Consider the following 12,855-nt stretch of genomic DNA (forward strand, 5'->3'; position numbering starts at 1 on the left):
CCGGGGACGGGGTGTGGATGCGGCACCGACCGGCCGCCGGCCCGGTCCGGTGGGGCGGGGCTCAGGCCCGGCGGGCCAGGTCGGCCCAGGCGGCGCGGGCGGGGGCGTCCCAGCGCTCGTGCAGGGTGGTGAACAGCTCCGTGGCACGGGACCCGGCCCAGTGCTCGGGCAGCAGCTCGGCGGGCAGCTCGGGGTCGAGGAACGGGAAGCGACGCCAGGCGTGGACCAGGCGGACCTGGCGGGCGAGGACGCCGTCACCGTCGTCGCCACCGCCGGCGTCGGCGGCGGCGGCGGTGGACGCGGCGGTGTGACCGGACGCGGCTGCACCGGCGCGAGCGGGACCGGATGCAGCGGGACCGGATGCGGCGTGGCCGGTTGTGGAGCGGCCGGATGCGGCGGGCCCGGGCTCGGAGCGGCCGGATGCGCCGGGCCCGAGGTGCGGGCCGAACTCGTCGAGGAACTCGGAGTAGGCCCGCTCCACGACGTCGAGGTCCCAGGCCTGGGCGACGATGTCGTCGGCGCGGCCGATGCCGCCGTAGTGCCCGACGAAGGAGTACCCGGACCCGGTGAGATCGAGTTCGTCGAGCACCGCCGCGACCCGGGCCTCCTTGCCGGGGTCGGGGCTGACCCACACCCCGGGGGCGGGGGAGCCCAGCCCGGCCCAGGCGAGCCGGGTGCGCAGCCGGTGCCGCAGGCGTCGCCGCGACTCCGGGACCGAGGCGAGCAGCACCAGCCAGCGACCGTCCCAGCCGGTCGTCGGGCGGCCGAATCCGTAGATGCGGGCGGCGCCGTCGGACAGCAGCTCCGACCCGGCGGGGGTGAGCGACCAGCGGACCCGGCGGCCGTCGCGGTCGGAGGTGAGCAGGCCCTCGCCCGCGGTGCGGGCCAGTGCCTGGCGGGCCGACTTGGCCTCCACGCCGAGCGCGCCCAGCACGTCGAGCAGGGCCCGGGTCCATACCGGCTCGCCGGCCGGGAGGACGAACTCGCCCAGCACGGTGAGCAGCAGAGATCGGGCGGAGGTCTGCCCGAGCTCGCGACGGCGCAGGGCCGACCCGTCGGGCCCCTCCGGCTCGTACACGGAGTCGGGCGTGGCCATGGTCGGGCCAGCGTAGAGGGTCGGCACTAGCGTGGCCGTTCGTGACCACCGCAGGCCCCGGGCGTGTCCCGGACCCGACCCTCCCCGGATCCGCGTCCGACACGGCGGCGCTGCTCGCCACCGACCGGGACCACGTCTGGCACCCCTACGCGCCGATGCCGGCCACCCGGGCGCCGATCGTCGTGGAGTCGGCGCAGGGAGTGCGGCTGACGCTGCCCGACGGCCGTGAGCTCGTCGACGGGATGTCGTCGTGGTGGTCGGCGATCCACGGCTACCGCCACCCGCGGCTCGACGCGGCGGTGCGCGACCAGCTCGGCCGGATGAGCCACGTGATGTTCGGCGGCCTGACCCACGGCCCGGCGGTCGACCTGGCCCGGCTGCTCGTGGACGTCGGACCGGAGGGGCTGGAGCACGTGTTCCTCGCCGACTCCGGCTCGGTGTCGGTCGAGGTCGCCATCAAGATGTGCCTGCAGTACTGGCGGTCCCGCGGCCGCCCCGGCAAGCACCGGCTGATGACCTGGCGGCGCGGTTACCACGGCGACACCTTCGGCGCGATGAGCGTCTGCGACCCCGACGGCGGCATGCACTCGCTCTGGTCCGACGTGCTCCCGCAGCGGGTGTTCGCCGACGCCCCGCCGGAGGACTTCTCCCACGACTACGTCGCCCACCTCGCCGAGCTCGTCGAGACCCACGCCGACGAGCTGGCCGCGGTCGTCGTCGAGCCGGTGGTGCAGGGTGCCGGGGGGATGCGCTTCCACGACCCCCGCTACCTGCACGTGCTGCGCGAGCTGTGCCACGCCCACGACGTGCTGCTCGTGTTCGACGAGATCGCCACCGGCTTCGGCCGCACCGGTGAGCTGTTCGCCGCCGACCACGCGTCCGTCGCCCCGGACGTCATGTGCGTCGGCAAGGCGCTCACCGGCGGCTACCTGACGATGGCGGCGACCCTGTGCACCACCCGGGTCGCCCGCGGCATCACCGACGGCGAGGCCGGCGTGCTCATGCACGGGCCGACGTTCATGGGCAACCCGCTCGCCGCCGCCGTCGCCCACGCCTCGGTGTCGCTGCTGCTCGAACGGGACTGGCGGCGCGAGGTGAGCGACATCGCCGCCGGGCTGCGCGCCGGGCTGGCCCCCGTCCGGTCGCTGCCGGGGGTGCGGGAGGTCCGGGTCCTGGGCGCGATCGGCGTCGTCGAGCTGGACGAGGAGGTCGACGTCGCGGCCGCGACCGCCGCCGCGGTGCTCGCCGGGGTCTGGCTGCGGCCCTTCCGGAACCTCGTCTACGCGATGCCGCCGTTCGTCAGCACCCGCGACGACATCGCGCTGATCACCGCCGGGATGCGGGCCGCAGCGCTTGCGGGGCAGCGGGATCCCCACGGCGACGGGCACCGCGACCAGCGCTGAGCGCCTGATCGGACCACCGATCCGGTGGATCTTTCCGTGTTCCACATCACGTTACACAGAGATGTACGGCGCTGACCGGGCGTTTCGTCGCAGACGTCCGAAACGATGAGAAGCGCTCTCATCAGGATCCGATTCCCTGGTCGGGGTGAAACGGTGTCGGCCGATCGCATTCGTCCGGTCGGCCGCACCCGCTCCGCCGGTCGCGCACCGCACGACCCGCCCCAGTCGACCGCACCGTTGCGGTCCGGCACCCCCCCACGGACCGATACGGAGGATCCGGTGTCCGCGCACAGTCACTCCAGCACCACCCGCCCCACTGGCAACACCAGCAACACCGAGCACGGCATGCAGGACCACGAGCACGCCCCGGCCGAGTCCGGCCGTGGCGAGCACTCGCCGCCCGGCGGCTCCTGGTTCGGGCGCACGTTCCCGCACGCCCGGGCGGACCTGTCCGCCTCGATCGTCGTGTTCCTCGTGGCGGTGCCCCTCTCGCTGGGCATCGCCGTCGCCTCCGGCGCCCCGATCCTGGCCGGCCTCATCGCCGCCGTCGTCGGTGCCGTCGTCGCCGGTCTGCTCGGCGGCTCGAAGCTCCAGGTCTCCGGCCCCGCCGCGGGTCTGACCGTGATCGTCGCCGAGCTGGTCAACACCTTCGGCTGGCAGGTCACCACCCTCATCACCGCGGGCGCCGGTGTCCTGCAGATCGTGTTCGGGCTGACCCGGCTGTCCCGGTTCGCCCAGGCCATCCCGCCGGCCGTCGTGCACGGCATGCTCGCGGGCATCGGCGCCACCATCGCCCTCGGCCAGCTGAACGTCGTGCTCGGTGGCCAGGCGCAGACCGGCGGTGTCAACTCGATCACCGCGCTGCCCGGCGCGATCGCGAACCTGTCCTGGCCCGCGCTGCTCCTCGGCGGCATCGTCATCGCGATCATGCTGACCTGGAACCGGCTGCCCGCGAAGCTGACCGTCGTCCCGGCCGCGCTGGTCGCGATCGTCACGGCCACCGTCGTCTCCCTCGCGTTCACCGACGTCGTCCGGGTGCAGCTGGGGGGCTCGCTCCTGGACGCGCTGTCGCTGCCCACGCTGCCGGAGTCGAACTGGGGCGGCGTGCTGTTCGGCATGCTGACGATCGCGCTGATCGCGAGCGTCGAGTCGTTGCTGTCCGCCGTCGCGGTGGAGCGCATGAAGCCCGGCACGAGCACCGACACCGACCGGGAGCTGCTCGGCCAGGGTGCAGCCAACACCGTGTCCGGCATGATCGGCGGCCTGCCCATCAGCGGTGTGATCGTCCGGTCCGCCGCGAACGTCAAGGCCGGTGCCGAGACCCGCGCGTCGGCGGTGCTGCACGGTGTCTGGATCGCGCTGTTCGCGATCGTGCTGATCGGCGTCATCGAGCTCATCCCGATGGCCGCACTGGCCGGTCTGCTGGTCATGATGGGTGTCGGGCTGATCAAGCCGTCCGAGATCCGCACCGCACGTCAGCACGGCGAGCTGGCCATCTACGCCGCCACCCTGCTCGGCGTCGTGTTCCTGAACCTGCTCGAGGGCGTCCTGATCGGGCTGGTCCTGGCCGGGCTGATGCTGCTCTGGCGTGCCGTCCGGTCCCGCCCGCACCTGGAGCAGGCCGACGACGGCAGCTGCGAGCTCGTCGTCGAGGGCTCGCTGAGCTTCCTGGCCGTGCCGCGGCTGTCCCGCGAGCTGAACGCCGTCCCGCGCGGCTGCGACGTCACCGTCCGGCTGGTCACCGACTACCTCGACCACGCCGCCTACGACCACCTGCTCGCCTGGAAGGCGCGGCACGAGGGCACCGGCGCCACCGTGACCGTGATCGAGCCCGAGCAGGCCCGTCGCGCCACCGCGCCTGGCGCCGGGTTCCTGACCTGGGGCGAGTGGCAGGGCATGCGGACCGAGGGGCACGCGTCGGGGACGCTGATGGCCGGCGTCGCCGCCTACCACGACAACACCTCCGAGGCGATCCGCCCGACCATGACCGGGCTCGCCGACGGGCAGTCCCCATCCGCGATGATGATCACCTGCGCGGACTCCCGGGTGCTGCCGCACGTCATCACCCACAGCGGCCCGGGTGACGTGTTCACCGTGCAGAACGTCGGCAACCTCGTCGTCGGTCCCGGCACCGCGGCCGCTGTCGAGTTCGCCACCGGCACCCTCGACGTCCCGATCGTCGCGGTCTGCGGCCACTCCGGCTGCGGCGCGATGCAGGGACTGCTCGCCGGCGGCGCGAGCGGGGACTCCGCGCTCGGCCAATGGCTGCGCGAGGCACGGCCGGTGCTGCGGGCCTACGAGACCGGCCACCCGGTCGCCGTCGCCGCCGCGGAGGACGGCTTCGGCGAGGCCGACCAGCTGGCGATGGTGAACGTCGCGATGCAGCTGGAGATGCTGCGGGCGCAGGACTCCGGCGCCGAGGTGCTGGGCCTGTTCTACGACATCCGCAGCGCCCGTGTGCTCGTCCTCGACGAGGCGGCGGGCCGGTTCGTCGAGCCCCGCGCCGACATCGGGACCGACGGCTCGGACCTCGACCGGATCGCCGCCGGACACGGGCACGGGGCCACCGCCGCGGCCCGCCGGCTGCTGAAGGTCTGAGACCGCGCACCCGGGAACAATCCGCACCCACGACGTCGTTGAGGACCGTATGGCCACCGTGGAACTGACCACCGACAACTTCGACGACGTCGTGGGCGCGCCCGGGACGACCGTGCTCATCGACTTCTGGGCGTCCTGGTGCGGGCCGTGCACCCAGTTCGCCCCCGTGTACGACGCCGCCTCCGAGAAGCACCAGGACGTGACCTTCGGCAAGGTCGACACCGAGGCCCAGCAGGCGCTGGCCGGGGCGTTCGGGATCTCCTCGATCCCGACCGTGATGGCCGTCCGCGACGGTGTGGTGCTCTACTCCGAGCCGGGCGCGCTGCCCGCCGAGGCCCTCGAGGACCTCATCGGCCAGGTGAAGGCGGTCGACATGGACGAGGTCCGTGCCGCCGTCGCCGAGCAGGAGAAGCAGCAGGGCGAGGCGCCGCAGGCCTGACCGGCGACGCCCGACCCCGGAGCCCCGCACACCTACCGGTGGGCGGGGCTCCGCTCTGCCTAGGGTGTGGACGTGACCGGCCACCTCCCGACGACGCCAGGATCCGGCCCGCTGGCCTGGCTCGACCAGCACGCCCGCGCCCGTACCGAGGCCGGTCTGCGCCGCAGGCTGTCCCCGCGACCGGCCGACCCCGCGAGCGGGCCGTGGCTCGACCTCGCCGGCAACGACTACCTCGGGCTGTCCACCGATCCGCGTGTCCTCGACGGGGCCGCGGCCGCCTTGCGCACCTGGGGCGCGGGCGCCACCGGATCGCGCCTGGTCACCGGCTCGACCGCGCTGCACGCCGAGCTGGAGACCGAGCTCGCCGCGTTCTGCGGGTTCGCCGACGCGCTGGTGTTCTCCTCGGGGTACACCGCCAACCTCGGCGTCGTCACCGCCCTCACCGGGCCCGGCTCCCTGATCGTCTCCGACGCCGCGGCACACGCCTCGCTGGTCGACGCGTGCCGGCTCTCCCGGGCCCGGGTGGTCGTCGTGCCGCACGGCGACGTCGACGCGGTCGACGCCGCGCTGGCGGCCCGCACCGAGACCCGCGCGCTCGTCGTCACCGACTCCGTCGGGTCCGCCGACGGCGACCTCGCCCCGCTCACGGCGCTGCACCGGGTCTGCCGGGCCCGCGGCGCGGTGCTGCTCGCAGACGAGGCGCACGCCCTCGGCGTGCGCGGTCCCGGCGGGCGCGGGCTGCTCGCCGAGACCGGGCTCGCCGGGGCCGACGACGTCGTCGCCACCGTCACGCTGTCCAAGGCGCTCGGCAGCCAGGGCGGCGCGGTCCTCGGCCCGGCCGCGGTCACCGCCCATCTGGTGGACTCCGCGCGCAGCTTCATCTTCGACACCGGTCTCGCCCCGGCCGCGGCCGGCGCGGCGCTCGCCGCGCTGCGGGTGCTCGCCGCCGAGCCCGGCCGGCCGGCCGAGGTGCTGCACGTCGCCGGGGTGCTGGCCGGGGCCTGCGACGCCCCGGTGCCGGTGTCCGCGGTCGTCCCGGTCGTGCTGGGCGAGCCCGGCCCCGCCGTCGAGGCCGCCGCGGCCTGTCTGCGCCGCGGGCTGCGGGTGGGGTGCTTCCGCCCGCCGTCGGTCCCGCCGGGCACCTCCCGGTTGCGCCTGACCGCCCGCGCCGGACTCACCGACGCCGAGCTGTCCTTCGCGGCCGGGGTACTCACCGAGGTGCTGGCCGCGGCGCGGACGGGGGTCCCGGCATGACCGGGCGCCACCTGGTCGTCACCGGGACCGGCACCGAGGTCGGCAAGACCGTCGCCACCGCCGCGCTGGCCGCGGTCGCGGTCGCGGCGGGGGAGCGGGTGGCGGTGCTCAAGCCCGCCCAGACCGGGGTCGGACCGGACGAGCCGGGGGACGCCGCCGTCGTCGCGCGGCTGGTGCCGCAGGCGCACACCGCCGAGCTCGCCCGCTATCCCGAGCCGCTCGCACCCGGGACCGCCGCACGGCGGGCCGGGCTCGCCCCGGTCACCCCCGTCGCGGCCGCCGACGCCGCCCGCGACCTGGCCCGCACCCACGACCTGGTGCTCGTCGAGGGCGCGGGCGGGCTGCTCGTGCACCTCGACGACGACGGCGGCACCGTCGCCGACGTCGCCCGCCTGCTCGACGCGCCGGTGGTCGTCGTCGCCGCGGCCGGGCTCGGCACGCTCAACCACACCGCGCTGACCGTCGAGGCAGTGCGGGCGCGTGACCTGGTCTGCGCCGGGGTCGTCGTCGGGGCCTGGCCGGACACGCCCGACCTCGCCGCCCGGTGCAACCTCGACGACCTGCCCGCGACCAGCGGGGTGCCGCTGCTCGGTGTGCTCCCGGCCGGGCTCGGCGGTGCCGCTCCCGAGTGGTTCCGCGACGTTGCGTGCCGCACATTCGGACCGCGCCCGGTCGGCCGCTGGCAGGATGCCTGATCATGACGACCGCCAGGACCGACGTTCTCACCGTCGCGCGCGACCAGGTCCTCGACCAGGGCCGCGGCCTCACCGTCAGCCAGGTGCGCGAGGTGCTCGACCTTCCCGACGACCGCCTCGACGACCTGCTGGAGCTGGCCCACGAGGTGCGGATGCGCTGGTGCGGGCCCGACGTCGAGGTCGAGGGGATCATCTCGCTCAAGACCGGCGGGTGCCCCGAGGACTGCCACTTCTGCTCGCAGTCGGGCCTGTTCGCCTCGCCGGTGCGCTCGGCCTGGCTGGACATCCCGATGCTCGTCGAGGCCGCCAAGCAGACCGCGAAGACCGGGGCCACCGAGTTCTGCATCGTCGCGGCCGTCCGTGGGCCCGACGAGCGGCTCATGTCCCAGGTCGCCGCCGGCATCGCGGCGATCCGGGACGAGGTCGACATCAACATCGCCTGCTCGCTGGGGATGCTCACGGCCGAGCAGGTCGACGAGCTCGCCGGCATGGGCGTGCACCGCTACAACCACAACCTGGAGACCGCCCGCAGCCACTTCCCCAACGTGGTCACCACCCACACCTGGGAGGAGCGCTGGGACACCCTGCGCATGGTCCGTGCGGCCGGCATGGAGGTGTGCTGCGGCGGGATCGTCGGGATGGGGGAGAGCCTGGACCAGCGCGCCGAGTTCGCCGGGCAGCTCGCCGAGCTGGAGCCCGACGAGGTGCCGCTGAACTTCCTCAACCCGCGCCCGGGCACCCCGTTCGGGGACCTGGAGCCGATGTCCGGGCCGGACGCGCTGCGCACCGTCGCCGCGTTCCGCCTGGCGCTGCCGCGCACGATCCTGCGCTTCGCCGGTGGCCGCGAGATCACCCTCGGCGACCTGGGCGCCCGCAAGGGCCTGCTCGGCGGGATCAACGCGGTGATCGTCGGGAACTACCTGACCACGCTGGGACGTCCGGCCGAGTCCGACATCGACCTGCTCGGCGAGCTGGAGATGCCGATCAAGGCCCTCAACGAGACGCTGTGACGGCGCCGGTGCAGGTCTCCACCCGGGAGGACGGGGGCCCGTACTGCGACCAGTGCGGGAACCCCGACGCGACGGCGGGCCACGACCGGTGCGCCGCGCGACGTGAGCTGGAGCCGCCGCGCTTCTGCCCGGACTGCGCGCGGCGGATGGTGGTCCAGGTCGACCCGGTGGGCTGGACCGCCCGGTGCAGCAGGCACGGCGAGCGGTCCAGCCGGTAGCGGGCCCGGTCCCGGTCAGGGCTTGATCAGGACCTTGAGGGCCTCGCGGTCGTTCATGGCGCGGTAGCCGTCGGGGACCTCGTCGAGGCCGACCGTGCGGTCGAAGACCTTGCCCGGCCGGACCGTGCCGTCCAGCACGTCGGGCAGCAGCTCCTCGATGTAGGCCCGCGCCGGTGCGACGCCGCCGTGCACGCCGACGTTGCGCATGAACGAGCCCACGCCCAGCGGGATGTCGGAGTACTGCGAGACGCCGACCCGGCCGACGAGCTTGCCGTCCTTGGTGACCTCGACGGCGGTGCGGACGGCCTCGACGTAGCCGACGCACTCCAACGCGGCGTCGACGCCGTCGCCGCCGGTGAGCTCGCGGACCTTCTCGATCGCCTCGTCGCCGCGCTCGGGGACGACGTCCGTGGCGCCGAACTCGCGGCCCAGGTCGGTCCGGGCGGTGTGCCGGCCGAGCAGGATGATGCGCTCGGCACCGAGCCGCTTCGCCGCGAGCACCGCGCAGAGCCCGACCGCTCCGTCGCCGACGACGGCCACGGTGTCCCCGCGCTGCACCCGCGCCGAGACGGCGGCGTGGTGGCCGGTGGGGAACACGTCGGACAGGGTCAGCATCGAGGCGAGCAGCGCGTCGTCCGGCTCGCCGGGCATCGGGACCAGGGTGCCGTCGGCGAACGGCACACGGACGGCCTCGCCCTGGCCGCCGTCGGTGCCGTCGGAGCCCCAGCCGCCGCCGTGCCGGCAGGAGGTCTGCAGGCCCGCGGCGCAGAAGTCACAGGTGTTGTCGGCCCACACGAACGGTGCGACGACGAGCTGGCCCTTCGTGCGGTTCCGGACGCCGGACCCGACCTCCTCGACCACACCGAGGAACTCGTGGCCGATGCGGTGGCCCTCGGTGGAGTCCTCCGCCGAGTTGTACGGCCACAGGTCGCTGCCGCAGATGCAGGAGCGCAGGACCCGCACGATCGCATCGGTGTCGTCACGGATGACCGGGTCCGGTATGTCGGACGAGATCCGGATGTCGTGCTTGCCGTGGATCAGAGTCGCCTTCATACCGATGGGTGCCCACATGCGGAACCGTTCATGCGCGCCCGGTCGCGGTGACGCGCCGCACATGCGGCAGGCTGGCCGGCATGGCGATCAACTGGGGCTCGGTCCTGCGCAAGGCCGCGGACGTGGCGGTGCAGTTCCTCAAGGACTCGCAGAAGGACGCGCAGAGGTCCGGTCGGACGGCACCGCGGGGTGCGCGGCCGGGCGGCGGTGCCCGGCCCGGTCCGCCGCCCACGGCCGGGCGGGTGCGGACCGCGCCGACCGGCGACCGTGCCCGGCAGATCGCCTACGCCCCCGAGCCCGACGGCGCCGCGGACCCCGGCGAGATCGTCTGGACCTGGGTGCCCTACGAGGAGGACGCGAGCCAGGGCAAGGACCGGCCGCTGCTCGTCGTCGGGCGCTCGGGTGGGGACCTGCTCGGGCTGATGCTGTCCAGCCAGGACAAGCGGGCCCACGACCCGGACTGGGTCGGGATCGGCTCCGGCGCCTGGGACCGCGAGGGGCGCGACTCCTACATCCGGCTGGACCGGGTGCTGGAGGTGGAGGAGCACGGGATCCGCCGGGAGGGCGCGGTGCTCGACCGGGCGCGGTTCGACCGGGTCGCCACCGAGCTGCGCTCGCGCTACGGCTGGCACTGAGAAACCTGCGCTGAGAAACCGGGGTGCGCCGCACCGGCGCGCCCGCTAGTCTCCTGCTCATCATGAGGCACTGACGACCCCACCGACCGCGGACGCGGCACACGCCCCCGCGGTCCTCCTCCGTCTCCACCGGAGCCGTCGTCATGTCATCGACCGAGCAGATCCGTGCCGTCACCGCCCGCGGGCTGGTCCGTTCCTACGCCACCCACGCCGGCCGCCCCCCGGTGCTCGACGGCGTCGACCTCGTCGCCGCACCGGGCACGCGGGTCGGCCTGATCGGGGAGAACGGCTCGGGCAAGTCCACGCTGCTGAGGCTGCTCGCCGGCGTCGACACCCCGGACGGTGGGACGCTCACGGTGCCCGCGGACCGGGTGTACCTGCCGCAGGAGCCGGACCTGGGCGACGGGGGGACCGTCGGCGACCTGCTGGACGCGGCGCTGCGCCCGCTGCACGACGCCGTCGCCGAGCTGGAGCGCCTGGCAGGCCGGCTCGCCGACGGCACCGGCGCCGCCGCCTACGACCGGGTGCTGGCCTGGGCGATCGCCCACGACGCGTGGGACGCCGACCGGCGCGCCGAGGTCACCGCGGGCACGCTCGGCGTCGCCGACCTGGAGCGGGACCGGCCGGTCGCGACCCTGTCCGGCGGCGAGCGCACCCGGCTCGCGATGGCCGCCGCGCTGGTCCGCCGCCCCGCGGTGCTGCTGCTCGACGAGCCCACCAACCACCTCGACGACGACGCCCTGGACCTGCTGGAACGCTCACTCGTGGAGCTGCCCGGCGTCGTCGTCGCGGCGAGCCACGACCGCACCTTCCTCGACCGGGTCTGCACCGAGCTGCTCGACCTCGACGCCGGTGAGCTCGGCACCGACGGGCACGGCGGACGCCGGTTCGGCGGCTCGTTCACCGAGTACCTCGATGCCGCCGCGGCGAGCCGCCGTCGCTGGGAGGAGCGCTTCGCCGCGGAGCAGGAGGAGATCGCCGCGCTGCGCGAGCGGAGCCGGGCCGGGCTCTCGACGATCGCCCCCGGCCGCGGCCCGCGCGACAACGACAAGTTCATCCACGCCTTCAAGGAGGCCGGCGTCGAACGCACCCGGGCCCGCCGGGTGCACGACGCCCAGCGCCGGCTGGAGACCGCCGAGCGCGAGGCGGTCCGCAAGCCGCCCCGGCCGCTGGAGTTCACCGGGCGCCTGACCGGCGAGGCCCCGGCCGACGGGCTCGCCGTGAGCATCCGGGACCTGCGGGTCGACGGCCGGCTGCGGCTCGACCTGCTCGACCTGCCGGTGGGGGAGAAGCTGCTGGTCACCGGCCCGAACGGGGCCGGGAAGTCGACCCTGCTGGCGGTCCTGCACTCCGACCTGGCCCCGAGCGCGGGCACCGTGGACGTGCGGGCGCGCCGGGTCGGGCTGCTGGCCCAGGACCCCGACGTCGGCCCGCCCGACCGCAGCGCCGCGGCCGCCTACGCCGACGCCGTCGGCGTCGAGCCGGCCGAGGCCGTCCCGCTGCGCGAGCTGGGGCTGCTGCACCCGCGCGAGCACGGCACCGCGGTCGGCGAGCTCAGCCTGGGCCAGCGACGGCGGCTGGCACTGGCCGTCGCCGTCGCCGACGCCCCGGACCTGCTGCTGCTCGACGAGCCGACCAACCACGTCTCGCTGCGGCTGGCCGGGGAACTGGAGGAGGCGCTCGGGACCGCGCCGGGGACCGTCGTCGTCACCTCGCACGACCGGTGGCTGCGCCGGCGCTGGGACGGGCCGCACCTCGCGATCGGCGGGTGAGCTCAGTTCGGGCTGTGCTCGTCGGTGAACGACCCGAGCGGCGCGGGCACCGCCCGCAGGTTCTCCAGCAGGCCGCGCTCGCGGGCGAGCAGCCGGCGGATCTCCCGCAGCCGCTGCACCGGGCTGGTCTGCTCCAGGAGGAGCTGGCGGTCATCGAGGGGGAGCAGACAGTCCCCGGCGAGCAGGTGCGCGAGCTCGGCAGTGGGGGTGTCGTCGGCGGGTTCGGACCAGTCACCGGTCCGCCACGCGGTGTCGCAGTACTCGCGGTGGGCCGCGCGGGCGGACCGCTCCAGCATCGCCACCAGCCGCGGGTCGGCGTCGTCGCCGGTGTCGTCGGGCAGGAACTCGACCTCGCCGCAGAGGTAGGAGTGCGAGGTCGCGTCGAGGTCGAGCAGCCGGAAGCGGCGGGCCCCGCGGGTGACGACGTCGTAGCGGCCGTCGGGCAGCCGGCGGGCGTCGATGAGCACCGCGGTGCAGCCGACGGGGTGCATGCCCGCGGCGCCGGAGCGGTCCGGTGAGTGGCCCTCGCGCACCGCGACGACGCCGAACTCGCGGTCGGGGACGGCCCCGGTGAGCAGGTCGACGGTGAGCTGGCGGTAGCGGGGCTCGAAGATGTGGAGGGGAAGCGCCGCACCCGGCATCAGCACCGTTCCCAACGGGAACAGCGGGAGCATGGCGGACA

12 protein-coding genes are annotated in these 12,855 nt (G+C 74.9%); 9 read left to right on the forward strand and 3 right to left on the reverse strand.

Going from position 1 to position 12,855, the window contains the following annotated elements:
- Positions 1–61: 61 nt before the first annotated feature.
- Complete coding sequence (locus tag Ae717Ps2_RS38915; RefSeq protein WP_233147497.1) at positions 62–1,096, reverse strand: PaaX family transcriptional regulator C-terminal domain-containing protein; 1,035 nt, start codon at positions 1,094–1,096, stop codon at positions 62–64.
- 110 nt (positions 1,097–1,206) lie between these two features.
- On the opposite strand from Ae717Ps2_RS38915, the gene Ae717Ps2_RS08615 reads away from it, so the two are divergent.
- The 7 genes from Ae717Ps2_RS08615 (at position 1,207) to Ae717Ps2_RS08645 (ending at position 8,713) form a co-directional block, all read left to right on the forward strand.
- The gene (locus Ae717Ps2_RS08615; RefSeq protein ID WP_075334209.1) at positions 1,207–2,499 is read left to right on the forward strand and encodes an adenosylmethionine--8-amino-7-oxononanoate transaminase; all 1,293 of its coding nucleotides are present in this window, start codon (positions 1,207–1,209) and stop codon (positions 2,497–2,499) included.
- A gap of 279 nt (positions 2,500–2,778) precedes the next feature.
- A complete protein-coding gene (locus tag Ae717Ps2_RS08620; protein WP_075333206.1) occupies positions 2,779–5,097 on the forward strand; it encodes a bifunctional SulP family inorganic anion transporter/carbonic anhydrase in 2,319 nt (772 codons plus the stop codon).
- Between the two features lie 49 nt (positions 5,098–5,146).
- On the forward strand, positions 5,147–5,536 hold the full coding sequence (locus Ae717Ps2_RS08625) for a co-chaperone YbbN (RefSeq protein WP_020623876.1): 390 nt from the start codon (positions 5,147–5,149) through the stop codon (positions 5,534–5,536).
- A gap of 72 nt (positions 5,537–5,608) precedes the next feature.
- Positions 5,609–6,790 (forward strand): 8-amino-7-oxononanoate synthase, encoded by a 1,182-nt coding sequence (locus Ae717Ps2_RS08630; protein WP_075334210.1) that lies wholly within the window; start codon positions 5,609–5,611, stop codon positions 6,788–6,790.
- Positions 6,787–7,485: a dethiobiotin synthase gene (gene bioD, locus Ae717Ps2_RS08635; RefSeq protein WP_075305641.1), complete on the forward strand. Its 699-nt coding sequence runs from the start codon at positions 6,787–6,789 to the stop codon at positions 7,483–7,485. Before Ae717Ps2_RS08630 ends, bioD begins: the two co-directional genes overlap by 4 nt.
- A 2-nt stretch (positions 7,486–7,487) precedes the next feature.
- Positions 7,488–8,495, forward strand: coding sequence for a biotin synthase BioB (gene bioB, locus Ae717Ps2_RS08640; RefSeq protein ID WP_020623921.1), 1,008 nt, complete (start codon positions 7,488–7,490; stop codon positions 8,493–8,495).
- Positions 8,492–8,713, forward strand: a complete 222-nt coding sequence (locus Ae717Ps2_RS08645; RefSeq protein WP_020623920.1) for a hypothetical protein — start codon at positions 8,492–8,494, stop codon at positions 8,711–8,713. Before bioB ends, Ae717Ps2_RS08645 begins: the two co-directional genes overlap by 4 nt.
- Positions 8,714–8,728: 15 nt before the next feature.
- On the opposite strand, the gene Ae717Ps2_RS08650 is transcribed toward Ae717Ps2_RS08645, so the two are convergent.
- Positions 8,729–9,766, reverse strand: a complete 1,038-nt coding sequence (locus Ae717Ps2_RS08650) for a zinc-dependent alcohol dehydrogenase family protein (RefSeq protein ID WP_075305642.1) — start codon at positions 9,764–9,766, stop codon at positions 8,729–8,731.
- Between the two features lie 80 nt (positions 9,767–9,846).
- Here Ae717Ps2_RS08650 and Ae717Ps2_RS08655 point away from each other — a divergent pair, with 80 nt between their 5' ends.
- Positions 9,847–10,401: a type II toxin-antitoxin system PemK/MazF family toxin gene (locus tag Ae717Ps2_RS08655; RefSeq protein ID WP_075305643.1), complete on the forward strand. Its 555-nt coding sequence runs from the start codon at positions 9,847–9,849 to the stop codon at positions 10,399–10,401.
- Between the two features lie 143 nt (positions 10,402–10,544).
- Entirely contained in the window at positions 10,545–12,173 is a 1,629-nt protein-coding gene (locus Ae717Ps2_RS08660; RefSeq protein ID WP_083702303.1) for an ABC-F family ATP-binding cassette domain-containing protein, read from the forward strand.
- A 2-nt stretch (positions 12,174–12,175) separates the two neighbouring features.
- Here the strand turns inward: Ae717Ps2_RS08660 and Ae717Ps2_RS08665 are convergent, their stop codons facing one another.
- Positions 12,176–12,847: an LON peptidase substrate-binding domain-containing protein gene (locus Ae717Ps2_RS08665; RefSeq protein ID WP_060714735.1), complete on the reverse strand. Its 672-nt coding sequence runs from the start codon at positions 12,845–12,847 to the stop codon at positions 12,176–12,178.
- Positions 12,848–12,855: the final 8 nt, after the last annotated feature.

It is taken from the genome of Pseudonocardia sp. Ae717_Ps2, from assembly GCF_001932475.1.
GTDB lineage: Bacteria > Actinomycetota > Actinomycetes > Mycobacteriales > Pseudonocardiaceae > Pseudonocardia.

Coding starts and splice junctions, on each gene's coding strand:
- Ae717Ps2_RS38915 (WP_233147497.1), bottom strand. CDS start 1,096: ATGGCCACGCCCGACTCCGTGTACGAGCCGGAGGGGCCCGACGGGTCG.
- Ae717Ps2_RS08625 (WP_020623876.1), top strand. CDS start 5,147: ATGGCCACCGTGGAACTGACCACCGACAACTTCGACGACGTCGTGGGC.
- bioD (WP_075305641.1), top strand. CDS start 6,787: ATGACCGGGCGCCACCTGGTCGTCACCGGGACCGGCACCGAGGTCGGC.
- bioB (WP_020623921.1), top strand. CDS start 7,488: ATGACGACCGCCAGGACCGACGTTCTCACCGTCGCGCGCGACCAGGTC.
- Ae717Ps2_RS08650 (WP_075305642.1), bottom strand. CDS start 9,766: ATGAAGGCGACTCTGATCCACGGCAAGCACGACATCCGGATCTCGTCC.
- Ae717Ps2_RS08655 (WP_075305643.1), top strand. CDS start 9,847: ATGGCGATCAACTGGGGCTCGGTCCTGCGCAAGGCCGCGGACGTGGCG.
- Ae717Ps2_RS08660 (WP_083702303.1), top strand. CDS start 10,545: ATGTCATCGACCGAGCAGATCCGTGCCGTCACCGCCCGCGGGCTGGTC.
- Ae717Ps2_RS08665 (WP_060714735.1), bottom strand. CDS start 12,847: ATGCTCCCGCTGTTCCCGTTGGGAACGGTGCTGATGCCGGGTGCGGCG.